The sequence below is a fragment of the Streptomyces sp. NPDC002701 genome (genome assembly GCF_042889045.1).
In the GTDB taxonomy this organism is placed as follows: domain Bacteria; phylum Actinomycetota; class Actinomycetes; order Streptomycetales; family Streptomycetaceae; genus Streptomyces.
Map to the genome: position 1 here is coordinate 1,014,868 of NZ_JBIAQL010000001.1, position 23,258 is coordinate 1,038,125.

Consider the following 23,258-nt stretch of genomic DNA (forward strand, 5'->3'; position numbering starts at 1 on the left):
TTGTGATCGCCCTCTCTCTCGCCGAGATCGCGTCTGTCGTCGGCGGGCAGACCCACGACATACCGGATCCGTCGGTCCAGGTCACCGGACAGGTCGTCAGAGACTCCCGGGAGGTGGAGCCGGGCTGTCTCTTCGTCGCCTTCGCGGGTGAGCGCGTGGACGGCCACGACTTCGCCGCGGACGTCGTCGCGGCGGGCGCCGTGGCCGTCCTGGCCTCCCGGCCCGTCGGCGTCCCCGCCATCGTCGTGGACGACGTCCAGAAGGCCCTCGGCGCCCTCGCCCGCCACGTCGTGGAACGCCTCGGCGCGACCCTCGTGGCCCTCACCGGGTCCGCGGGCAAGACCAGCACCAAGGACCTGATCGCCCAGGTGCTCGGCAGCAAGGCGCCGACGGTCTTCACACCCGGCTCGCTCAACAACGAGATCGGCCTGCCGCTCACCGCCCTCAGCGCCACCGCGGAGACCCGGTTCCTCGTCCTGGAGATGGGCGCCCGCGGGATCGGCCACATCCGCTACCTCGCGGACCTGACGCCCCCGAAGATCGGCCTCGTCCTCAACGTCGGCACCGCGCACATCGGCGAGTTCGGCGGCCGTGAGCAGATCGCCCAGGCCAAGGGCGAACTGGTGGAGGGTCTGCCGCCCGCCGAAGAGGGCGGCACCGCCGTCCTGAACGCCGACGATCCCCTCGTCCGGGCCATGGCCTCGCGTACGAAGGCACGCGTGCTCCTCTTCGGAGAGTCCGACGAAGCGGACGTACGGGCCGAGAACGTGCGGCTCACCGGGAGCGGACAGCCCGCGTTCAGCCTCCACACACCCTCCGGGTGCAGCGAAGTGACCATGCGCCTGTACGGTGAGCACCACGTGTCGAACGCGCTCGCCGCCGCCGCCGTCGCCCATGAGCTGGGCATGTCCGCAGACGAGATCGCCACCGCGCTCTCCGAGGCGGGCACCCTCTCCCGTTGGCGGATGGAGGTCACCGAGCGCCCGGACGGCGTGACGATCGTCAACGACGCCTACAACGCGAACCCCGAGTCCATGCGAGCCGCCCTGCGCGCGCTCGTGGCCATGGGCAAAGCCTCACAGGCACACGGGGGTCGGACGTGGGCGGTGCTCGGCCAGATGGCCGAGCTCGGGGACGAGGCGCTCGCCGAGCACGACGCGGTCGGACGGCTCGCCGTCCGGCTCAACGTCAGCAGGCTCGTCGCGGTCGGGGGCAGGGAAGCGTCCTGGCTGCAACTGGGCGCATATAACGAGGGTTCGTGGGGTGAGGAGTCGGTGCACGTGTCCGACGCACAGTCGGCGGTCGACCTGTTGCGCAGTCAGCTGCGCCCGGGAGACGTCGTACTCGTGAAGGCGTCCCGGTCGGTCGGTCTCGAACGGGTGGCGCAGGCGCTGGTCGAGGGCACCGAGGGTGAGGTCGCCGTCCGATGATGAATCAGATCCTGTTCGCGGGAGTCATCGGCCTCTTCCTGACTCTCGTGGGCACCCCTCTGCTGATCAAGCTGCTGGCCCGCAAGGGCTACGGCCAGTACATCCGCGACGACGGCCCGCGCGAGCACCACGCCAAGCGCGGTACGCCGACCATGGGTGGTATCGCCTTCATCCTGGCCACGCTCCTCGCGTACTTCCTCAGCAAGGTGATCACGGGCAAGCCGCCGACGTTCTCCGGACTGCTGGTGCTCGGCCTGATGACCGGCATGGGCGTGGTCGGCTTCCTGGACGACTACATCAAGATCGTCAAGCGGCGGTCGCTCGGTCTGCGGGCCAAGGCGAAGATGGCCGGCCAGCTGATCGTCGGCATCGCCTTCGCGGTCCTCGCGCTGCAGTTCGCGGACAACCGCAACAACACCCCGGCCTCCACCAGGCTCTCCTTCGTGCAGGACTTCGGCTGGTCCATCGGCCCGGTGCTGTTCGTGGTCTGGGCGCTGTTCATGATCCTCGCGATGTCGAACGGCGTGAACCTGACGGACGGCCTGGACGGTCTGGCCACCGGCGCCGCGACGATGGTCTTCGGCGCCTACACGTTCATCGGCGTCTGGCAGTTCCAGGAGTCCTGCGCCAACGCGCAGACCCTCACCAACCCGGGCGCGTGCTACGAGGTGCGGGACCCGCTCGACCTCGCGGTCGTCGCCGCCGCCCTCATGGGCTCCTGCTTCGGCTTCCTGTGGTGGAACACCTCGCCCGCCAAGATCTTCATGGGGGACACCGGTTCCCTGGCGCTCGGCGGCGCGCTGGCCGGTCTCGCGATCTGCTCGCGCACCGAGCTGCTGGTCGCCCTGCTCGGCGGCCTCTTCGTCCTCATCACCATGTCGGTCGTCATCCAGGTCGGCTCGTTCCGCCTCACCGGCAGACGCGTCTTCCGGATGGCACCGCTGCAGCACCACTTCGAACTGAAGGGGTGGTCCGAGGTCCTCGTGGTGGTCCGGTTCTGGATCATCCAGGGCATGTGCGTCATCGTCGGACTCGGCCTCTTCTACGCGGGATGGGCAGCCAAGAAGTGACGACCGCGTCCGCCTGGCAGGGCATGAACATCACCGTCGCCGGCCTCGGCGTGAGCGGCATCAGCGCCGCCCGCGCCCTGGCCGGCCTCGGCGCCTCGGTCACGGTCGTCGACGGGGGCGACTCCCCGGCGCACCGCGAGCGGGTCGTCCCCCTCGAACAGCAGGGCATCGCGGTACGCCTCGCGGACGCCGACACGCTGCCCGAGGGCACCGGCCTGGTGGTCACCTCGCCGGGCTGGAAGCCGGACAGCCCCCTCTTCCAGGCCGCCGCGAAGGCGGGCGTGGACGTCGTCGGCGACGTCGAGATCGCCTGGCGGCTGCGCGGTCACGACGGCCGCAGGGCCGCCCCCTGGCTGGCCGTCACGGGCACCAACGGCAAGACCACCACGACCCGGATGCTCGCCTCGATCCTGGCCGCCGCGGGCCTGCGCACGGCCGCGGTGGGCAACATCGGCACCCCGATCGTCGACGTCGTGCTGGGCACCGACGAGGCGTACGCCGACCTCGACGTGCTCGCCGTGGAGCTGTCCAGCTACCAGCTGCACTGGGCGCCCTCCCTGCGCGCCCACTCCGCGGCCGTCCTGAACCTCGCTCCCGACCACCTCGACTGGCACGGCTCCATGGAGGCGTACGCCGCCGACAAGGGCCGGGTCTACGAGGGCAACCAGGTCGCCTGCGTCTACAACGCGGCCGACCGGGCCACCGAGGACCTGGTGCGCGCGGCGGACGTCGAGGAGGGCTGCCGGGCCGTCGGCTTCACGCTCGGCACCCCGGGCCCCTCCCAACTCGGCGTCGTGGACGGCATCCTGGTCGACCGCGCCTTCGTCGAGGACCGGCACGAGCAGGCCCAGGAACTCGCCGAGATCTCCGACGTCGAGCCGCCCGCCCCGCACAACATCGCCAACGCCCTCGCCGCGGCGGCCCTGGCCCGCGCCTACGGCGTGCCCGCCGCGGCCGTCCGGGACGGACTGCGGGCCTTCCGGCCCGACGCCCACCGCATCGAGCACGTGGCGGACGTGGACGGCATCGCCTACGTCGACGACTCCAAGGCCACCAACACGCATGCCGCGCAAGCCTCGTTGGCGGCCTACGAGTCGATCGTGTGGATCGCGGGCGGGCTCGCCAAGGGCGCGACCTTCGACGAACTCGTGGCCACCTCGGCGAAGCGGCTGCGGGGTGTCGTCCTGTTCGGCGCGGACCGGGCCCTCATCCGCGAAGCCCTCGCGCGACACGCGCCCGAGGTACCGGTGGTCGACCTCGACCGGACCGACACTGGGGCGATGTCCGCGGCGGTTCAGGAGGCGACACGGCTCGCCCGCGCCGGCGACACGGTACTCATGGCGCCGGCCTGTGCCTCCATGGACATGTTCACCAACTACAACCAGCGCGGTGACATGTTCGCGGAAGCGGTCCGCGAACTCGGCGCCGCGGGCGCCTGACGGCAGGCCCCCGGGCCGGCCCGGGCGCCCGGGATCCTTGGGAGCGACGCGTGACGCCATCGTGGTCGGTGTATCGGCGGCGGCCCTCCGCCGGTGACACGGCGCTGTGCCGCCCCGCCCTGAGCCCGGCACCCGAACGGCCCGGGGGCACCCCGCCGGGGCGCCCGTCGACGACCAGGGGGCCCCGCCATGCCCGTTAGCCGCACAGGACGCCCTCCCGTCCAGCGCGCCCCCCGGCGGCCCCCCGGACCCCGCCCGCCGCGCGACAACCCCGTGGTCCGCCTCTACGGCCGCGCACGCCGTGCCTGGGACCGGCCCCTGACCGCGTACTACCTGATCCTCGGCGGCAGTCTGCTCATCACCGTGCTCGGCCTGGTGATGGTGTACTCGGCGTCGCAGATCACCGCACTCCAGCTGTCGCTGCCCGGGAGCTACTTCTTCCGCAAGCAGTTCCTCGCGGCCGTGCTCGGCGGCCTGCTGCTGCTGGCCGCCTCACGGATGCCCTCGAAGCTGCACCGGGCGCTGGCGTACCCGATACTCCTCGGCTCGGTCTTCCTGATGATCCTCGTCCAGGTGCCGGGGATAGGGGTCGCGGTCAACGGCAACCAGAACTGGATCTCGGTCGGCGGCCCCTTCCAGCTCCAGCCCAGCGAGTTCGGCAAGCTCGCCCTCGTGCTGTGGGGGGCCGACCTGCTCGCCCGCAAACAGGACAAGCGGCTGCTGACCCAGTGGAAGCACATGCTGGTGCCGCTCGTGCCGGTGGCCTTCATGCTGCTCGGGCTGATCATGCTCGGCGGCGACATGGGCACGGCGATCATCCTCACCGCGATCCTGTTCGGCCTCCTGTGGCTCGCGGGGGCGCCCACCCGGCTCTTCGGCGGCGTCCTCGCCATCGCGCTCACCCTCGGCGTGATCCTCATCAGGACCAGCCCCAACCGCATGGCCCGCCTCGCCTGCCTCGGCGCCACCGAACCGGGACCCGGCGACTCCTGCTGGCAGGCCGTGCACGGCATCTACGCGCTCGCCAACGGAGGGCTCTTCGGCTCGGGCCTCGGCGCGAGCGTGGAGAAATGGGGGCAACTGCCCGAAGCGCACACCGACTTCATCTTTGCCATCACAGGTGAGGAACTGGGCCTGGCGGGCACTCTGTCGGTGCTCGCACTCTTCGCGGCTCTAGGCTATGCGGGTATCCGCGTGGCCGGACGCACGGAGGACCCCTTCGTGAGGTACGCCGCGGGTGGCGTGACCACCTGGATCACGGCCCAGGCCGTGATCAACATCGGTGCGGTGCTCGGTCTGCTGCCGATCGCCGGTGTCCCGCTCCCGCTGTTCTCCTACGGGGGTTCCGCCCTGCTGCCGACCATGTTCGCCATCGGGCTCCTGATCGCCTTCGCGCGTGAGGACCCCGCTGCGCGGACGGCGCTCGCGATGCGGCAGCCCCGCTTTGGCAGAAAGCGGGGTGCGGTGAGAGGCTCCGCTGTCCGGGGGCCTCGGAACTGGAACACGATGCGACGGCGTGCCTCGGCGCGTTCGTCCGGAGAGCGGTGAATTTCGGTGCATGTCGTACTCGCCGGCGGGGGGACCGCCGGCCACATCGAGCCCGCGCTCGCCCTCGCGGACGCCCTGCGCAGGCAGGACCCGACCGTGGGGATCACGGCCCTGGGCACGGAGCGCGGACTCGAGACCCGACTCGTACCAGAACGGGGCTACGAACTCGGGCTGATCCCCGCGGTACCGCTGCCGCGCAAGCCCACCCCCGAGCTGATCACCGTCCCCGGACGGCTGCGCGGCACCATCAAGGCGGCCGAGCAGATCCTGGAGCGCACCAAGGCGGACGCGGTCGTCGGCTTCGGCGGCTACGTGGCCCTGCCCGGCTATCTCGCGGCCAAGCGCCTCGGCGTCCCGATCGTCGTCCACGAGGCCAACGCCCGGCCGGGACTCGCCAACAAGATCGGCTCCCGGTACGCGGCCCAGGTCGCCGTGTCCACGCCCGACAGCAAGCTGCGGAACGCCCGCTACATCGGCATCCCGCTGCGCCGCACCATCGCCACGCTCGACCGGGCCGCCGCCCGCCCCGAGGCCCGCGCGGCCTTCGGACTCGACCCCGCCCTGCCGACCCTGCTGGTCTCCGGCGGCTCACAGGGCGCCCGCCGCCTCAACGAGGTGATCCAGCAGACCGCCCCGTACCTCCAGCAGGCCGGTATCCAGATCCTGCACGCGGTCGGCCCGAAGAACGAACTGCCGCAGGTCCACCAGATGCCGGGGATGCCCCCGTACATCCCGGTACCGTACGTGGACCGGATGGACCTCGCGTACGCCGCGGCCGACATGATGCTCTGCCGCGCGGGCGCGATGACCGTCGCCGAACTCTCCGCCGTCGGGCTGCCCGCCGTCTACGTCCCGCTGCCCATCGGCAACGGCGAACAGCGGCTGAACGCCCAGCCGGTGGTCAAGGCCGGCGGCGGACTGCTGATCGACGACGCGGAACTGACGCCCCAGTGGATCCAGGGCAACGTCCTGCCCGTGCTCGCCGATCCGCACCGGCTGTTCGAGATGTCCCGCGCCGCCTCCGAGTTCGGCCGCCGGGACGCCGACGACCTGCTCGTCGGGATGGTGTACGAGGCGATTGCGTCACGCCGCTAACGCGTGGCAGAAGGCAGGGGAGCGTGGCCGGACCGACCACCGCCGAACGCGGCGAACGGCAAGACCGGCAAGGACGGCGGGAACCAGCCTCCGGCCCGCTCCGGCCACGCCTGCGCGGGAGGCTGCCGGGGCCCCGCGGGCTGCTCGCCCTGGCCGTCTGCCTGGCCCTGCTCGCCGCGGGCGTCCTCTGGGTGCTCTACGGCTCGCGGTGGACCCGCGTGGAACGCGTATCGGCCTCCGGCACGCGGGTCCTGACGGCCGAACAGGTCGTCGAGGCGGCCGATGTCCCGGCCGGATCGCCGCTGATCTCCGTCGACACCGACGAGATCGAGGCAGGACTGCTGCGGAAACTGCCCCGCATCGACTCGGTCGACGTCGTCCGTTCCTGGCCTCACGAAATCGGCCTGAAAGTCACCGAGCGCATCCCGGTCCTCATCACGAAAAACACCGGAAAGGGGGGCAAGTATGTCGAAGTGGACGCCAAAGGTGTGCGATATGCCACGGTTTCCCGCGCCCCGCAGGGAGTGCCCGTACTGGAATTGAGCGCGTCCCGGTCGGCGGGACTGCGCCGTTTCGGCACCGACCGGCTGGTGCGCGAGGCGGTGCTCGTGGCCCGTTCCCTCCCGGCCGCGGTCGCGCGCGCCACCCGGGTCGTCAGGGTCGGTTCGTACGACTCCATCTCGCTGGAGCTGAGCGGCGAACGCACCGTCAAGTGGGGAAGTGGCGAGAAGGGGCGCGCCAAAGCGCATACGCTCACTGCTCTCATGAAAGCCGCTCCCGGGGCGCGGCACTTCGACGTCAGTGTTCCCACCGCCCCGGCCTCCTCCGGGAGTTGACGCACATCTGTGCAGGCCAGGACCCTGGTTGGGCAGCGCTATGGCTGATCACATAGGGTGAAAAGAAAAACGGGAGGTTCGGCGTGTTCGTTGAACGTGCGCCACTTGTCGACTTAGTGTCCTGTTCGGAAGAGTCCAAGGAACAGACACACTGGTAACCCTAAACTTCAGCGTTAGGGTTCGGGTCGGCGTTCGGACCGTCCCATTCGGCATCAGTCGTCGGATCGCGACCGTGCGAGGCGACGACACGTAACTCGAGGCGAGAGGCCTTCGACGTGGCAGCACCGCAGAACTACCTCGCAGTCATCAAAGTCATCGGTGTCGGCGGCGGTGGTGTCAATGCCATCAACCGGATGATCGAGGTCGGTCTCAAGGGTGTCGAGTTCATCGCCATCAACACGGACGCCCAGGCTCTGTTGATGAGCGACGCCGACGTCAAGCTCGACGTCGGCCGCGAACTCACCCGAGGACTCGGCGCCGGAGCCAACCCGGCCGTCGGCCGCAAGGCCGCGGAGGACCACCGCGAGGAGATCGAGGAGGTCCTCAAGGGGGCCGACATGGTCTTCGTGACCGCCGGTGAGGGCGGCGGCACCGGCACCGGCGGCGCGCCGGTGGTGGCCAACATCGCCCGCTCGCTCGGCGCGCTCACCATCGGCGTGGTGACCCGCCCCTTCACCTTCGAGGGCCGGCGCCGCGCCAACCAGGCCGAGGACGGCATCGCGGAACTCCGCGAAGAGGTCGACACCCTCATCGTCATCCCGAACGACCGGCTGCTGTCCATCTCGGACCGCCAGGTCTCGGTCCTCGACGCGTTCAAGTCGGCGGACCAGGTCCTGCTCTCCGGTGTACAGGGCATCACCGACCTCATCACCACGCCCGGTCTGATCAACCTCGACTTCGCGGACGTCAAGTCCGTGATGTCCGAAGCCGGTTCGGCCCTCATGGGGATCGGCTCGGCCCGCGGCGACGACCGCGCGGTGGCGGCCGCCGAGATGGCGATCTCCTCGCCACTCCTGGAAGCCTCCATCGACGGTGCCCGGGGCGTCCTGCTCTCGATCTCCGGCGGCTCGGACCTCGGGCTGTTCGAGATCAACGAGGCCGCCCAGCTGGTGAGCGAGGCCGCGCACCCCGAGGCCAACATCATCTTCGGCGCGGTCATCGACGACGCGCTCGGCGACGAGGTACGGGTCACCGTCATCGCGGCCGGCTTCGACGGCGGCCAGCCCCCGTCCAAGCGGGACAACGTGCTCGGCTCGTCCTCCGTCAAGCGGGAGGAGCCTGCCCCGGTGCGGGCCGCCGAGAGCCGTCCGTCCTTCGGCTCGCTCGGCAGCGTCACGCCGAAGGAGGCACCGGAGCCCGCCCCGGAGCCGGTGAGCAGCGAACTGCCCTCGGCGACCCCGCCGGTCCCGCCGTCGCGGAGCTACTCCGACAGCGCGGCGGAGGAACTGGACGTGCCGGACTTCCTCAAGTGATAGGACGGCGCTCCCCGGTGAGCACCGTGAGCGGCGCGCACTTCGCCTTCACCGACAGGTGGGGCGGGGTGAGCGCCGTTCCGTACGAGGAGCTCAATCTGGGCGGAGCGGTCGGCGACGACCCCGGGGCCGTACGGACCAACCGCGACCTGGCGGCCAAGTCGCTCGGCCTGGACCCGGCGCACGTCGTCTGGATGAACCAGGTCCACGGGCCCGACGTCGCCGTGGTCGACGGGCCGTGGGGCGACCGGCCGGTGCCGGAGACCGACGCGGTCGTCACCGCGCGCCGTGGCCTCGCCCTCGCCGTGCTGACCGCTGACTGCACCCCCGTACTGCTCGCGGACCCCGTCGCCGGGATCGTGGCCGCCGCCCACGCGGGACGGCCCGGCATGGTCGCCGGGGTCGTGCCCGCCGCCGTCGAGGCCATGGTGCGGCTCGGCGCGGAACCGTCCCGGATCGTCGCCCGCACCGGACCCGCCGTCTGCGGCCGGTGCTACGAGGTGCCGGACGAGATGCGGGCGCAGGTCGCGGCAGTCGAGCCCGCGGCGTACGCCGAGACGACCTGGGGTACGCCGGCGGTCGACGTGACCGCGGGGGTGCACGCGCAGTTGGAGAGGCTCGGCGTGCGTGACCGGGAGCAGTCGCCGGTCTGCACGATCGAGTCGGCGGACCATTTCTCGTACCGCCGCGACGGCATCACCGGTCGGCTCGCGGGCTATGTGTGGCTGGACTGATCGGGCATGACGGACCGTAGGACCGAACTCGCCGAGAACCTGGCGAAAGTGGAGGCGCGGATCGCCGCCGCCTGCGTGGCGGCCGGGCGCCGGCGCGACGAGGTGACCCTGATCGTGGTCACCAAGACCTATCCGGCCGAGGACGTGCGGCTCCTGTCCGGCCTCGGAGTGCGGCACGTCGCCGAGAACCGGGACCAGGACGCGGCTCCCAAGGCCGCGGCCTGCGCGGACCTGCCCCTGTCCTGGCACTTCGTCGGTCAGCTGCAGACCAACAAGGTGCGCTCCGTGGTCGGTTACGCGGACGTCGTGCAGTCCGTCGACCGCGCCCGGCTGGTCACCGCCCTGTCGAAGGAGGCGGTACGGACGGAACGCGAGGTGGGCTGTCTCGTCCAGGTCGCGCTCGACGCGGAGCGGTCCCCGGGTGAAAAGCCCCGGGAGAGCGGGGGCCTGGGTGAGCGCGGTGGGGTACCGGTCGAAGGCGTCGAGGAGTTGTGCGGACTCGTCGCCGGGGCTCCGGGGCTGAGGTTCGACGGACTGATGACCGTCGCGCCGCTCACCGGCCCGTACGCGGGGCGTGAACTGGCGGCATTCGAGCGCCTGATGGATTTGTCGACTGACCTGCGCCGCGCTCATCCTGCTGCCACCATGGTCTCGGCAGGGATGAGTGCGGACCTCGAACACGCGGTGGCGGCCGGAGCGACACATGTACGCGTCGGCACTGCGGTACTCGGCGTCCGCCCCAGGCTCGGGTAACGTCGCCAGGAAGTCGGACCACAGCAGAAAATATGGTCATTACCGCCGCTGGCGGGCAGACGACCTCGTGGATCGCGGGCGCTTGGCAACAGTCAGCCGATCCACCACAGAGCGGAGGACTCAGAGCATGGCCGGCGCGATGCGCAAGATGGCGGTCTACCTCGGCCTCGTGGAGGACGATGGGTACGACGGCAGGGGTTTCGACCCCGACGACGACTTCGAGCCCGAACTTGATCCGGAGCCCGAGCGGGACCGCCGACGGCATGAGCCGTCGCATCAGTCGCACCAGCCACATCAGTCCCAAAGGGACGAACCGGTACGAGTGGTACAGCCGCCGGTGCAGCGCGAGCCGGTCTCCCATTCCGCTTCGCCCGCCTCGGATTCCGGGCGTCCGGCCCGTATCGCCCCCGTGGCGTCCATCACACAAGAACGCCAGAGCCTGGAGAAGAACGCACCGGTGATCATGCCCAAGGTCGTGTCGGAACGAGAGCCGTACAGGATCACCACACTGCACCCCCGGACCTACAACGAGGCCCGTACCATCGGGGAACACTTCCGTGAGGGCACCCCGGTGATCATGAATCTGACCGAGATGGACGACACGGACGCGAAGCGACTTGTCGACTTCGCGGCCGGTTTGGTGTTCGGTCTCCACGGGAGCATCGAGCGGGTGACGCAGAAGGTGTTCCTGTTGTCGCCTGCTAACGTCGATGTCACGGCGGAGGACAAGGCTCGCATCGCAGAGGGCGGGTTCTTCAACCAGAGCTGAGACGCAGGACCGGACAAGCAGGGAAACAGGGGAGAGGGACGCACGGATCATGAGCGTGGTTGCGCAGGTTCTCTACGTCGCGCTGATGTGTTTCCTCATCGTGCTGATCTTCCGGCTGGTCATGGACTACGTCTTCCAGTTCGCCCGCTCATGGCAACCCGGCAAGGCGATGGTGGTGGTTCTTGAGGCCACCTACACTGTCACTGATCCACCGCTCAAGCTTCTGCGGCGGTTCATTCCGCCGCTACGTCTCGGGGGCGTGGCGCTCGACCTGTCCTTCTTCGTACTGATGATCATCGTCTACATCCTGATCTCCGTCGTGAGCCGGCTGTGAACGATACGGTCTTGCCGAACGCCGACGATGCCGACGACTACGTTGAGGTGAAGAGATGCCGTTGACCCCCGAGGACGTGCGGAACAAGCAGTTCACGACCGTCCGCCTCCGAGAAGGCTATGACGAGGACGAGGTCGATGCCTTCCTCGACGAGGTCGAAGCCGAACTGACCCGCCTGCTCCGCGAGAACGAGGACCTGCGCGCCAAGCTGGCCGCCGCCACACGCGCCGCCGCGCAGAACCAGCAACAGGGCATGCGCAAGCCGCCCGAACAGCAGGACCAGCAGCAACAGCAGGGTCCGCCGCAGGGCATGCGCGGTCCCGGCTCTCCCGTGCCCGCCGGCATATCGGGCCCGCCGCAGCAGCAGATGGGCGGCCCCATGGGTGGCCCGCCCCAGCTGCCCAGCGGTGCTCCCCAGCTGCCCGCGGGCCCCAGCGCCCAGGGCGGCCAGCAGGGTCCCGGCCCGATGGGTCAGGGCCCCATGGGTCAGGGTCCGATGGGTCAGGGCCCGATGGGCCAGGGCGGCATGGGTCAGGGTCCCGGCCCCATGCAGGGTCAGATGCAGCAGCAGATGCCCCAGCAGATGGGCGGCCCGATGGGCGGTCCCATGGGTGGTCCGATGGGCGGGCACGGCCCGCAGATGGGACAGCCCGGTCAGGGTCCCGGCGGCGACAGTGCCGCCCGGGTGCTCTCGCTGGCCCAGCAGACCGCCGACCAGGCGATCGCCGAGGCCCGCTCCGAGGCCAACAAGATCGTCGGCGAGGCCCGCAGCCGCGCCGAGGGTCTGGAGCGGGACGCCCGTGCCAAGGCCGACGCCCTGGAGCGGGACGCGCAGGAGAAGCACCGCGTCGCGATGGGCTCCCTGGAGTCCGCCCGCGCCACGCTGGAGCGCAAGGTCGAGGACCTGCGGGGCTTCGAGCGCGAGTACCGCACGCGTCTGAAGTCCTACCTGGAGTCGCAGCTGCGTCAGCTGGAGACCCAGGCCGACGACTCGCTGGCTCCGCCGCGGACTCCCGCGACCGCCTCGCTCCCGTCGTCGCCCAGCCCGTCCATGGCTCCGGCCGGGGCGAGCGCGCCGTCCTACGGTGGCAACCCGATGGGCGGCCCCGGTCCCGGGGCCCCGTCCTACGGCGGCCAGCAGCAGATGACGCCGGCCATGACCCAGCCGATGGCGCCGGTCCGGCCGCAGGGCCCCTCGCCCATGCAGCAGGCGCCCTCGCCGATGCGCGGCTTCCTGATCGACGAGGACGACAACTGACGGCCTCCGGTACGCCGTAAGGGCGTCGGCAGCGTTCAGGGCGGAGCCCCCGGATATCCGGGGGCTCCGCCCGTTGTCGTCCCTGTTCGTGTCGCCCGGTTGCTGTACGTGTTCGGAGGCGGGCGCACCTGTACGCGGAACACCACGCCGAAGGCCCGGGCCCCCGAATTCCCTCGGTGGACCCGGGCCTTCGGCCGTGCTGCTACGCCTTGCGCAGGCGGAACGTCAGCGACAGCGGCTCGTCCGTGAACGGGGCGCCGAATGTGTCGTCCGTCTCAGTCCCGGCGCCGTCCTCGTTCGAGAACACCGTGGCCAGCACCTCGTCGGAGATCAGGGCCGAGTGCTCGGTGAGCGCCTCCACGACCTTCGGGTCCGTGGACGTCCACCGCAGGGCGATCCGGTCGGCCACGTCCAGGCCACTGTTCTTGCGGGCCTCCTGGATCAGGCGGATGGCGTCCCGGGCCAGGCCGGCCCGGCGCAGCTCCTCCGTGAGCTCCAGGTCGAGGGCGACCGTGGCGCCGGAGTCCGAGGCGACGGACCAGCCCTCGCGCGGGGTCTCTGTGATGATCACCTCGTCCGGGGCGAGCGTGACGGCCTCGCCGTCGACCTCCACCGACGCCGTGCCCTCGCGCAGGGCCAGCGACAGCGCGGCCGCGTCGGCCTCGGCGACGGCCTTCGCCACCGCCTGCACGCCCTTGCCGAACCGCTTGCCGAGGGCCCGGAAGTTCGCCTTCGCCGTCGTGTCGACCAGCGAGCCGCCCACCTCGGAGAGGGACGCGAGCGAGCTCACGTTCAGCTCCTCCGTGATCTGCGCGTGCAACTCCGGGTCGAGCGACCCGAACCCGGTCGCGGCGATCAGCGCGCGGGACAGCGGCTGGCGGGTCTTCATCCCCGACTCCGCGCGCGTGGCCCGGCCCAGCTCCACGAGACGGCGTACCAGCACCATCTGCTGAGACAGCTCCGGGTCGATGGCGGACAGGTCCGCCTCCGGCCAGGTCGACAGGTGCACGGACTCGGGGGCGCCGGCGGACACCGGCACCACGAGGTCCTGCCAGACCCGCTCGGTGATGAACGGGGTCAGCGGGGCCATCAGGCGTGTGACCGTCTCGACGACCTCGTGCAGGGTGCGCAGCGCCGCCTTGTCGCCCTGCCAGAAGCGGCGGCGCGAGCGGCGCACGTACCAGTTCGACAGATCGTCGACGAACGCCGAGAGCAGCTTGCCGGCGCGCTGGGTGTCGTACGCCTCCAGAGCCTGCGTCACCTGGTCGGTGAGCGCGTGCAGTTCGGACAGCAGCCAGCGGTCGAGGACCGGGCGGTCCGCCGGGGCCGGGTCGGCCCCGCTGGGCGCCCAGCCCGCCGTGCGCGCGTACAGGGCCTGGAAGGCGACCGTGTTCCAGTACGTCAGGAGCGTCTTGCGGACGACCTCCTGGATGGTGCCGTGGCCCACCCGTCGGGCCGCCCAGGGGGAACCGCCGGCCGCCATGAACCACCGCACGGCGTCCGCTCCGTGCTGGTCCATCAGCGGGATCGGCTGCAGGATGTTGCCCAGGTGCTTGGACATCTTGCGGCCGTCCTCGGCGAGGATGTGGCCGAGGCAGACCACGTTCTCGTAACTGGACCTGTCGAAGACGAGCGTGCCGACGGCCATCAGCGTGTAGAACCACCCACGCGTCTGGTCGATGGCCTCCGAGATGAACTGCGCCGGATAGCGGCTCTCGAAGAGCTCCTTGTTCTTGTACGGGTAGCCCCACTGCGCGAACGGCATCGAACCCGAGTCGTACCAGGCGTCGATGACCTCCGGCACGCGCGTGGCCGTCTTCCCGCACGGTGTCTTCCCGCCCTGCGGGCAGGCGAAGGTGACGTCGTCGATGAACGGGCGGTGCGGGTCGAGCTCAGACTGGTCGCTGCCGGTCAGTTCGGTGAGCTCCGCGCGGGAGCCGACCACGGTGAGGTGGTCGTCCTCGCAGCGCCAGATCGGCAGCGGCGTGCCCCAGTAGCGGTTGCGGGACAGCGCCCAGTCGATGTTGTTGTTCAGCCAGTCGCCGTAGCGGCCGTTCTTGACCGAGTCGGGGAACCAGTTGGTCTTCTCGTTCTCCTCCAGGAGCCGGTCCTTGACGGCCGTGGTGCGGATGTACCAGGAGGGCTGCGCGTAGTAGAGGAGCGCGGTGTGGCAGCGCCAGCAATGCGGGTAGCTGTGCTCGTACGGGACGTGCCGGAAGAGCAGCCCGCGCTCCTGGAGGTCCTCCGTGAGCTGCTCGTCGGCCTTCTTGAAGAAGACACCGCCCACCAGGGGGACGTCCTCCTCGAAGGTGCCGTCCGGGCGCACGGGGTTCACGACGGGGAGCCCGTACGCGCGGCAGACCTTGAGGTCGTCCTCACCGAAGGCGGGGGACTGGTGGACCAGACCCGTACCGTCCTCGGTGGTCACGTACTCGGCGTTGACCACGTAGTGGGCGGGCTCGTCCTTCGGGAACTCGACGAGCTCGAACGGGCGCTGGTACGTCCAGCGCTCCATCTCGGCGCCCGTGAAGGTCTCGCCGGTGGTCTCCCAGCCCTCGCCCAGGGCCTTCGCGAGGAGCGGCTCGGCGACGACGAGCTTCTCCCGGCCGTCGGTCGCGACCACGTACGTCACGTCGGGGTGCGCGGCCACCGCCGTGTTGGACACCAGGGTCCACGGGGTCGTCGTCCACACCAGGAGTGCGGCCTCGCCCGCGAGCGGACCGGAGGTGAGCGGGAAGCGGACGAAGACCGAGGGGTCGACGACCGTCTCGTAGCCCTGCGCCAGCTCGTGGTCGGACAGGCCCGTGCCGCAGCGCGGGCACCAGGGGGCGACGCGGTGGTCCTGGGTCAGCAGCCCCTTGTTGAAGATCTCCTTCAACGACCACCAGACGGACTCGATGTACTCCGGGTCCATCGTCCGGTACGGGTCGTTGAGGTCCGCCCAGTACCCCATGCGGGTCGTGAGCTCTTCGAACGCGTCGGTGTGGCGGGTCACGGACTCACGGCACTTCGCGTTGAACTCGGCGATGCCGTACGCCTCGATGTCCTTCTTGCCGCTGAAGCCGAGCTCCTTCTCGACCGCCAGCTCCACCGGGAGGCCGTGGCAGTCCCAGCCGGCCTTGCGGCCGACGTGGTAGCCGCGCATGGTGCGGAAGCGCGGGAAGACGTCCTTGAAGACGCGCGCCTCGATGTGGTGGGCCCCCGGCATGCCGTTGGCGGTGGGCGGGCCCTCGTAGAACACCCACTCCGGGCGGCCCTCGGACTGCTCCAGGGACTTGGCGAAGATCTTCTGCTCGCGCCAGAAGTCGAGCACGGCGTGCTCTAGGGCGGGCAGGTCGACCTGGGCGGGCACCTGGCGGTACTGCGGCTGTGTACTCGGCTGCGTATCCAACGAACTTCCTCCGGCGGACTTCTGCCTTCCGTCCGGAGGGACGAGAGCTGTGTGTCACCTACGCCGTGTGCGGCGCGCTCCCGCGGTACCACCCTCCTTGGCCCCTCGGCGCTTTCCGCGCGCCGGTGAACCCCCTCATTGAGGTCGCGATGCCGGGTCTACCGGCCGCTGCTGACTCGCTGCGGCCCTCTTCCGGCGGCTCCGGGGTGATCTTCACGTCGCGCTCGCCCCCGGGCTCCCACCGCCCCCGGGTCGCTCTTGGCCGCGTACGCCGCTACTCGTCCCCATCCACGCTTCTCGCTCCGCCCAGTGTACGGCGCCGGGCGGGCGGCGGCAGCCCGGTTCTCCGGGGTCCGGCGGAGCACGGGAGCGCGGCGGCGCTGCTCCGCGGAGGCGGGCACTGAGCCGAATGCCGGGGCGCCGCGTTCGCATCCTGGGACGGCCGATCCGGCGGGTTACCGGGCGGGGAGCTGGGCACAACGCTTGCAGACTCGCTGTGCGGTACGCGCGGGGCGGGGGGACCGCACGGCGTGCCCCGTTGCCGCGGGACTGAAGTCGATTTATCGTCCCAGCACGATTCGCGTGCAAGGTCACAGAATGTGAAGGGGCCGCGGCCATGGTGGCGAAGAAGACCGCCGCACAGCAGTCGGCGTCCGGCAGAACCACAGGGGCCGCCGGGACCGGGAAGTCCGTCGCGAAGAAGGCCGTCGCCAAGAAGGTTGCGGGGGGCGGGGCCAAGGGCAGGAAGGGCACACGCACGGCCAAGAAGGCGGTCGCCTCCGCGGCCGAGGGAGCGGCCCAGGCCGCCGAGACGACGGGAGCCACGACGGTGGTTGCGAAGAAGACCCCTGGCACGGCCGAAGCGGCGGACAAGCCCACGGCGGTTCCCAAGGCGCGGGTGGCCGCGGCGGAACCCGGCGAGCTCGCGGTACGCCCCGGCGAGGACCCGTGGACGCCCGAGGAGGTCGAGGAGGCCCGCACGGGACTGCTCTCCGAGGCGCTGCGGCTGCGCACCGAGATCACGCGCTCCGAGGAGTCCCTGGTGGGCCTGATGCGTGACTCCGGGGACGGCGCGGGCGACGACCAGGCGGACACCGGCACCAAGAACATCACGCGCGAGAGCGAGATGGCGCTCGCCGCCAACGCCCGCGAGATGCTGGAGCAGACCGAACGCGCCCTGGAGCGCCTGGACGCGGGCACGTACGGGCTCTGCGAGAACTGCGGCAACCCCATCGGCAAGGCCCGTGTGCAGGCGTTCCCGCGCGCCACCCTGTGCGTCGAGTGCAAGCAGAAGCAGGAGCGCCGCTACTGACTTCACCGGCCTTCCGTCGATCGGACACCGATCCGCCCGGTGTGCCTCCTGGGCGGCCGTCCGCGGCGGACCGTGCCGTACCCTCGTGCTCAGTCAGGCACCTAGGTTGAGGGACTCACGTGGCAGAGGCGGAGCGCATCATCGGTACGCCGGACACTCCGGACGCGGACGCGGCGGGTGCCGGGCCGGAGCAGCCCGGGGCGCCCAGGGGCAGGCGCCGGATCGCGGTGCTCTTCACGGTCGCCGTCCTGGCGTACGCGCTGGACCTGATCAGCAAGCTGATCGTGGTCGCGAAGCTGGAGCACCACGAGCCGGTCGAGATCATCGGGGACTGGCTGCGGTTCGAGGCGATCCGCAACGCGGGCGCGGCCTTCGGCTTCGGCGAGGCGTTCACGATCATCTTCACGGTGATCGCCGCGGCCGTGATCGTGGTCATCGCCCGCCTCGCCCGCAAGCTCTACAGCCTGCCGTGGGCCGTCGCGCTCGGCCTGCTCCTCGGCGGCGCGCTCGGCAACCTCACCGACCGGATCTTCCGTTCACCGGGCGTCTTCGAGGGAGCGGTCGTCGACTTCATCGCACCCAAGCACTTCGCGGTCTTCAACCTCGCCGACTCCGCGATCGTCTGCGGCGGCATCCTGATCGTGCTGCTCTCCTTCCGGGGCCTGGACCCGGACGGCACCGTCCACAAGGACTGAGCGCGCGGGCAGGGGCCGGGCGCACGGGCTGCGGTGCGGCGGTGTCCGGGCCGTCCGGCATACTCGACGGGTGAGTACCGTTCCCGATATCCGTACCCTGCCCGTGCCCGACGGCCTGGAGGGCGAGCGTGTCGACGCCGCCATCTCCCGCATGTTCGGCTTCTCCCGTACGAAGGCCGCCGAGCTCGCCGCGGCGGGGAAGGTCACGGTCGACGGCTCGGTGGTCGGGAAGTCCGAGCGGGTGCACGGCGGCGCCTGGCTGGAGGTGGAGATGCCGCAGGCCGCCCCGCCCGTGCAGATCGTCGCCGAGCCCGTCGAGGGCATGGAGATCGTCCACGACGACGACGACGTGGTCGTGATCGTCAAGCCGGTCGGGGTCGCCGCGCACCCCAGCCCCGGCTGGTCGGGACCGACCGTGATCGGCGGTCTCGCCGCCGCCGGGTACCGCATCTCCACCTCGGGCGCCGCCGAGCGCCAGGGCATCGTGCACCGCCTGGACGTGGGCACCTCGGGCCTGATGGTGGTGGCCAAGTCGGAGTACGCGTACACGTCGCTCAAGCGCCAGTTCAAGGAGCGCACGGTCGACAAGCGGTACCACGCGCTCGTGCAGGGCCACCCCGACCCGACCAGCGGCACCATCGACGCGCCCATCGGGCGGCACCCGAACCACGACTACAAGTGGGCGGTCACCGCCGAGGGCAAGCCCTCCGTGACGCACTACGACCTGATCGAGGCGTTCCGCGCGGCCTCGCTGCTCGACATCAAGCTGGAGACCGGGCGCACGCACCAGATCCGCGTCCACATGTCGGCCCACCGGCACCCCTGCGTCGGTGACCTGACGTACGGCGCCGACCCGACGCTCGCCAAGCGGCTCGGCCTCACCCGCCAGTGGCTGCAGGCGGTACGGCTCGGCTTCGAGCACCCCGGGGACGGGCAGTGGGTCGAGTTCGCCTGCGACTACCCCGAGGACCTGCAGAAGGCGCTGGACCGCGTACGGGAGGAAAGCAACGCATGAGTCCGTCGGTGCGCCCGTCGACGAGCCCGTCGTCGTACGTGGTGCGGGTCGCCGAGGACCCCGCCGACCGCGAGGCGTGCTTCGCCGTGCGCAAGGAGGTCTTCGTCGTCGAACAGCGGGTTCCCGAGGACCTCGAGTACGACACGTACGACGCCGGTGCCGTGCATGTGCTCGCCGTGCGCGAGGACGGTGAGCCACTCGGCGCGGGACGGCTGCTGTACGGGGCGGCGGCCGCCGCGAAGAACGACGGGGACCCCGGTGTCGGATCCCTGGGGCGGCTCGCCGTCGTGCGGGCCGCGCGGGGGCTCGGCGTCGGGGTCGCGCTCGTGCGGGGCATCGAGGACGCGGCCCGCGCGCGCGGGCTGACGGAGATGGACCTGCACGCGCAGACGCACGCGGTGGGGTTCTACGAGCGGCTGGGGTATGTGGCGTACGGGGCGGAGTTCCCTGACGCCGGGATTCCGCATCTGGCGATGCGGCACCGTTTCTAGGCTTCGGGTGGCTCGGGGGTGCCGTCGGGTGCACGGCGGTGGGGGCTTGCCGCGCAGTTCCCCGCGCCCCTGACGGGCGCTCCTGGTGGGGCGGGGTTGTCGGGGCGGTCACGTGTGGATTCGGGTTGCGGTGGCACGCTTGAGGTCTGGACCCTTCCGACCGACCAGACCCTGGAGCCCCGACCGTGGACCAGTTGGCCCTGCTGTTCGTCCTGTTGCTCGGGGCCGTCGTGAGTGTCCCGCTGGGGGACCGGCTGGGGCTGCCCTCGCCGGTGCTGATGACCCTGCTCGGGATCGTGCTGGCCCTCCTCCACTTCGTGCCCAACGTGGACATCCCGCCCGAGCTGATCCTGCCCGCGCTGCTGCCCCCGCTGCTCTACGCCGCCGTACGGCGTACCTCCTGGCGGCAGTTCACCGCCAACAAACGGCCGATCTTCCTGCTCGCCGTGGCCCTGGTGTTCGTCACCACCGCGGTCGTCGCCGGGGTCGCCCACGCGGTCGTGCCCGGACTGCCGATCGCCGCCGCCGTGGCGCTGGGCGCGCTGGTGGCGCCGCCCGACCCGGTCGCGGCGACCGCCGTCGCGGGGCAGCTCGGGCTGCCGCGCCGGCTGGTGTCGATCCTGGAGGGCGAGGGGCTGTTCAACGACGTGACGGCGATCGTGCTCTACCACGTCGCCATCGCCGCCGCGATCAGCGGCTCCTTCTCGCTGCCGGGTGCCGCCCTCGACTTCCTGCTGTCCGCCGTCGTCGCCCTCGCCGTGGGGTTCGCCCTCGGCTGGGGCGCGAACCGGCTGCTGGACTACCTCGGGGACCCGACCCTGCAGATCGGGCTGACCCTGCTCGTGCCGTACGCCTCGTACGTGCTGGCCGAGGAGCTGCACGGGTCCGGCGTCCTCGCGGTCCTCACCACGGCGCTGTTCCTGGCGGAGTACGCGAACGACGCCGACGACGTCATGACGAGGCTCGCCGGGCACACGTTCTGGAACATCGTCGACACGCTGGTCACCGGGGTGGCGTTCGGGCTCATCGGACTGGAGCTGCACAACGCCATCAGGACGGCCTCGGGGCGGTGGGGGGAGATGCTCGGCTGGGCCGCCGCGATCGTGGGGGTCGTCGTGCTCGTACGCCTGGCGTGGCTGCTGCCCGCCACCTGGCTGACCCAGCGGATGCACGCGAGGCGGGACCGGGACGAGGACATCCCGACGACCTGGCGGGAGACCGTCGTCATGTGGTGGGCCGGGATGCGCGGGGTGGCGTCCGTCGCGCTCGCGCTGGCCATCCCGCTGGAGATGGAGAACGGGGAGCCGTTCCCGCAGCGGGACGAGATGATCTTCATCGCGTTCGGGGTGATCATGGCGACGCTCGTGGTGCAGGGGCTGAGCCTGCCGTGGCTGGTCCGCAGGCTGGGCGTGCAGGCCGACACCGACCGGGAGAAGGACTTCGAGAGGGCACTGGCCGTGCGGGCGGCCACCGCGGCGAAGCAGCGGCTCAGGGAGATCGGGGAGAGCGAGGACCTGTCCGAGGAGCTCACCGAGCAGTTGCTGCGGCGGGCGTTCGACATCGGGTACCGGATCAGTCCCGACATGGGGGAGGACGAGCGGCGCGAGGCGCACGAGCAGCGGGCTCGGCGGATCAGGCGGGTGCGGCGCATCCAGGGGGAGATGCTGTCGGCCGCCCGGCACGAGGTGCTCGCCGCGCGGAGCGAGGCGGGGGCCGATCCCGAGGTGGTGGACCGGGTGCTGCGGCACCTCGACGTGCGCAGTCTGCGGTAGTCCTCTGTTCTGCCGGGTCAGCCCCTGCCGGTGCGCGGGGGTTCCGTCATGCGGGCGCGCATGCTGCGGGGGCGGTGGTTCTCGGTGCCGTTGGGGTGGACGGCGCCCGGGGGGAGGATCGCCTCGGCCGTGTTGACGCGGGGCAGCGCGTACGGGTGGTGGGCGGTCAGCCAGCGGAGCATCTGCTCGCGGACCGTGACCCGGACCGTCCAGACGTCGTCCGCGTCCTTCGCGGTGACCAGCGCGCGCACCTCCATCGTGCTGGGCGTGGAGTCGGTGACGGCGAGACCGTAGTCACGTCCGTCCCAGGCGGGGCACTCGCGGAGGATGTCGCGCAGCTTGTCGCGCATCAGCTCCACCGGCGCGCTGTGGTCCAGGTGGAAGAAGACCGTGCCGGTCATCTGCACACCGCCGCGGGACCAGTTCTCGAACGGCTGCGACGTGAAGTACGACACCGGCATGGTGAACCGGCGCTCGTCCCAGGTGCGGACGGTCAGGAAGGTGAGCGTGATCTCGTCGACCGTGCCCCACTCCCCGTTCACCACCACCGTGTCACCGAGCCGCACCATGTCGCCGAACGCGATCTGGAACCCGGCGAACATGTTGGCGAGCGTGGACTGCGCGGCCACACCGGCGACGATGCCGAGGATGCCGGCCGAGGCGAGCAGGGAGGCGCCGGCCGCGCGCATCGTGGGGAAGGTCAGCAGCATGGCGGCCACCGCCACCACACCGACGATCGCGGAGACCACCCGCTGGATCAGCGCCACCTGCGTACGGACGCGGCGGACCCTGGCCGGATCGCGGTGGGCGTTGGCGTACCGGGAGTACGTGGAGTCGACGATCGCCGTCGCGATGCGCACCAGCAGCCATGCCGCGGAACCGATGAGGACCAGGGTCAGTATGTGGCCGACCCCCGCGGAGTGCTCCTTGGTGAGTTCGGCCTCGTCGTACGATCCTCTCAGCAGCGCCGCGCCCATCGCGAACTGCAGCGGAAGACGGCAGCGGCGCAGCAGGCCCCACAGCGGGACCCCTGGGTGGCGTTGATCGGCGCGTCGCAGCAGCAGGTCGGCGATCCAGCCGACCAGCAGCGTGAGTACGACGGAGCCGCCGATCACGATCAGCGGGCGAAGCACGTTCTCCATGCCTTCGACCGTAACCGGCCGACGGGGGTCCTTAACCTGTAACCCTGGTCATATCTGCCCCCCCCCGCGCCTTCCCGGCGGGCGTCCAAGCCGCGGCTGGCACCATGGCTCCATGAACATCATGCTCTTCCATTCGACCTACGGTCTGCGGCCCGCGGTGCGGGACGCGGCGGACCGGCTGCGTGCGGCCGGACACGAGGTGTGGACGCCCGACCTCTTCGACGGGCGCGTCTTCGAGACCGTGGAGGAGGGCAGGGACTTCAAGGACGAACTGGGCAAGGACGAGCTGCTCAAGCGCGCCATCCTGGCCGCGGCGCCCTACTCGGAACGGGGGCTCGTGTACGCGGGGTTCTCGCTGGGCGCGGCCACCGCGCAGACCCTGGCGCTCGGCGACGACAAGGCGCGCGGGCTGCTGCTCCTGCACGGCACGTCCGACATCGCGGAGAACGCCTCCGTGGACGAGCTGCCGGTCCAGCTGCACGTCGCCGAGCCGGACGCCTTCGAGCCCGACGACTGGCTGACCGCCTGGTACCTGCAGATGGGGAAGGCGGGGGCGGACGTCGAGATCTACCGGTACGCGGGCGCCGGGCACCTCTACACCGACCCCGGTCTGCCGGACTACGACGAGGAGGCCGCCGAGGCCACCTGGCGGGTGGCACTCGGCTTCCTCGAGACGCTGTAGCCGGCTGCCCGTTGCCGGCG

20 protein-coding genes are annotated in these 23,258 nt (G+C 70.9%); 18 read left to right on the forward strand and 2 right to left on the reverse strand.

The genetic code is table 11. The annotated features are described in order from the left end of the window. The first annotated feature begins 2 nt into the window (after positions 1-2). The 12 genes from murF to ACFYXC_RS04390 all read left to right on the forward strand — a co-directional run bounded on the left by murF (position 3) and on the right by ACFYXC_RS04390 (position 12,738). Positions 3-1,430, forward strand: a complete 1,428-nt coding sequence (murF, locus tag ACFYXC_RS04335; protein WP_388919644.1) for a UDP-N-acetylmuramoyl-tripeptide--D-alanyl-D-alanine ligase — start codon at positions 3-5, stop codon at positions 1,428-1,430. Then, the gene (gene mraY / locus ACFYXC_RS04340; protein WP_388919647.1) at positions 1,427-2,500 is read left to right on the forward strand and encodes a phospho-N-acetylmuramoyl-pentapeptide-transferase; all 1,074 of its coding nucleotides are present in this window, start codon (positions 1,427-1,429) and stop codon (positions 2,498-2,500) included. The genes murF and mraY overlap by 4 nt, the downstream gene beginning before the upstream one ends. Next, a complete protein-coding gene (murD, locus tag ACFYXC_RS04345; protein ID WP_389546642.1) occupies positions 2,482-3,939 on the forward strand; it encodes a UDP-N-acetylmuramoyl-L-alanine--D-glutamate ligase in 1,458 nt (485 codons plus the stop codon). The genes mraY and murD overlap by 19 nt, the downstream gene beginning before the upstream one ends. Before the next feature lie 189 nt (positions 3,940-4,128). Then, the gene (ftsW, locus tag ACFYXC_RS04350; protein ID WP_388919653.1) at positions 4,129-5,487 is read left to right on the forward strand and encodes a putative lipid II flippase FtsW; all 1,359 of its coding nucleotides are present in this window, start codon (positions 4,129-4,131) and stop codon (positions 5,485-5,487) included. 6 nt (positions 5,488-5,493) lie between these two features. Then, positions 5,494-6,582: an undecaprenyldiphospho-muramoylpentapeptide beta-N-acetylglucosaminyltransferase gene (murG, locus tag ACFYXC_RS04355; protein WP_388919656.1), complete on the forward strand. Its 1,089-nt coding sequence runs from the start codon at positions 5,494-5,496 to the stop codon at positions 6,580-6,582. 23 nt (positions 6,583-6,605) lie between these two features. Continuing rightward, a complete protein-coding gene (locus ACFYXC_RS04360) occupies positions 6,606-7,418 on the forward strand; it encodes a cell division protein FtsQ/DivIB (protein ID WP_389546645.1) in 813 nt (270 codons plus the stop codon). Between the two features lie 275 nt (positions 7,419-7,693). Next, entirely contained in the window at positions 7,694-8,890 is a 1,197-nt protein-coding gene (ftsZ, locus tag ACFYXC_RS04365; RefSeq protein ID WP_388919662.1) for a cell division protein FtsZ, read from the forward strand. A 17-nt stretch (positions 8,891-8,907) separates the two neighbouring features. Continuing rightward, complete coding sequence (gene pgeF / locus ACFYXC_RS04370; RefSeq protein ID WP_388919665.1) at positions 8,908-9,624, forward strand: peptidoglycan editing factor PgeF; 717 nt, start codon at positions 8,908-8,910, stop codon at positions 9,622-9,624. Positions 9,625-9,630: 6 nt separating this feature from the next. After that, entirely contained in the window at positions 9,631-10,377 is a 747-nt protein-coding gene (locus ACFYXC_RS04375; protein WP_389546648.1) for a YggS family pyridoxal phosphate-dependent enzyme, read from the forward strand. A gap of 127 nt (positions 10,378-10,504) precedes the next feature. Beyond that, positions 10,505-11,146, forward strand: a complete 642-nt coding sequence (locus tag ACFYXC_RS04380; RefSeq protein WP_389546651.1) for a cell division protein SepF — start codon at positions 10,505-10,507, stop codon at positions 11,144-11,146. A 49-nt stretch (positions 11,147-11,195) separates the two neighbouring features. Further along, a complete protein-coding gene (locus ACFYXC_RS04385; RefSeq protein WP_055612103.1) occupies positions 11,196-11,480 on the forward strand; it encodes a YggT family protein in 285 nt (94 codons plus the stop codon). A 55-nt stretch (positions 11,481-11,535) separates the two neighbouring features. Further along, complete coding sequence (locus tag ACFYXC_RS04390; protein WP_388919674.1) at positions 11,536-12,738, forward strand: DivIVA domain-containing protein; 1,203 nt, start codon at positions 11,536-11,538, stop codon at positions 12,736-12,738. A gap of 202 nt (positions 12,739-12,940) precedes the next feature. Here ACFYXC_RS04390 and ileS read toward each other — a convergent pair whose 3' ends face one another. Next, complete coding sequence (gene ileS, locus ACFYXC_RS04395) at positions 12,941-16,129, reverse strand: isoleucine--tRNA ligase (protein ID WP_389546654.1); 3,189 nt, start codon at positions 16,127-16,129, stop codon at positions 12,941-12,943. A gap of 616 nt (positions 16,130-16,745) precedes the next feature. Here ileS and ACFYXC_RS04400 point away from each other — a divergent pair. The 5 genes from ACFYXC_RS04400 (at position 16,746) to ACFYXC_RS04420 (ending at position 21,414) form a co-directional block, all read left to right on the forward strand. Then, positions 16,746-17,441 carry a TraR/DksA family transcriptional regulator gene (locus tag ACFYXC_RS04400; RefSeq protein ID WP_388919680.1) on the forward strand — a complete coding sequence of 232 codons (696 nt, stop codon included), beginning with the start codon at positions 16,746-16,748 and terminating at the stop codon, positions 17,439-17,441. Positions 17,442-17,560: 119 nt separating this feature from the next. Then, positions 17,561-18,136: a signal peptidase II gene (gene lspA, locus ACFYXC_RS04405; protein ID WP_389546657.1), complete on the forward strand. Its 576-nt coding sequence runs from the start codon at positions 17,561-17,563 to the stop codon at positions 18,134-18,136. A gap of 70 nt (positions 18,137-18,206) precedes the next feature. Further along, positions 18,207-19,151 carry an RluA family pseudouridine synthase gene (locus tag ACFYXC_RS04410; protein WP_388919686.1) on the forward strand — a complete coding sequence of 315 codons (945 nt, stop codon included), beginning with the start codon at positions 18,207-18,209 and terminating at the stop codon, positions 19,149-19,151. Continuing rightward, positions 19,148-19,642 (forward strand): GNAT family N-acetyltransferase, encoded by a 495-nt coding sequence (locus ACFYXC_RS04415; RefSeq protein ID WP_389546660.1) that lies wholly within the window; start codon positions 19,148-19,150, stop codon positions 19,640-19,642. The genes ACFYXC_RS04410 and ACFYXC_RS04415 overlap by 4 nt, the downstream gene beginning before the upstream one ends. A gap of 185 nt (positions 19,643-19,827) precedes the next feature. Further along, positions 19,828-21,414 carry a Na+/H+ antiporter gene (locus ACFYXC_RS04420; protein WP_388919692.1) on the forward strand — a complete coding sequence of 529 codons (1,587 nt, stop codon included), beginning with the start codon at positions 19,828-19,830 and terminating at the stop codon, positions 21,412-21,414. A 17-nt stretch (positions 21,415-21,431) separates the two neighbouring features. Here the strand turns inward: ACFYXC_RS04420 and ACFYXC_RS04425 are convergent, their stop codons facing one another. Continuing rightward, a complete protein-coding gene (locus ACFYXC_RS04425; RefSeq protein ID WP_389546663.1) occupies positions 21,432-22,556 on the reverse strand; it encodes a mechanosensitive ion channel family protein in 1,125 nt (374 codons plus the stop codon). Positions 22,557-22,668: 112 nt separating this feature from the next. On the opposite strand from ACFYXC_RS04425, the gene ACFYXC_RS04430 reads away from it, so the two are divergent. Beyond that, entirely contained in the window at positions 22,669-23,238 is a 570-nt protein-coding gene (locus ACFYXC_RS04430) for a dienelactone hydrolase family protein (protein WP_388919698.1), read from the forward strand. Positions 23,239-23,258: the final 20 nt, after the last annotated feature.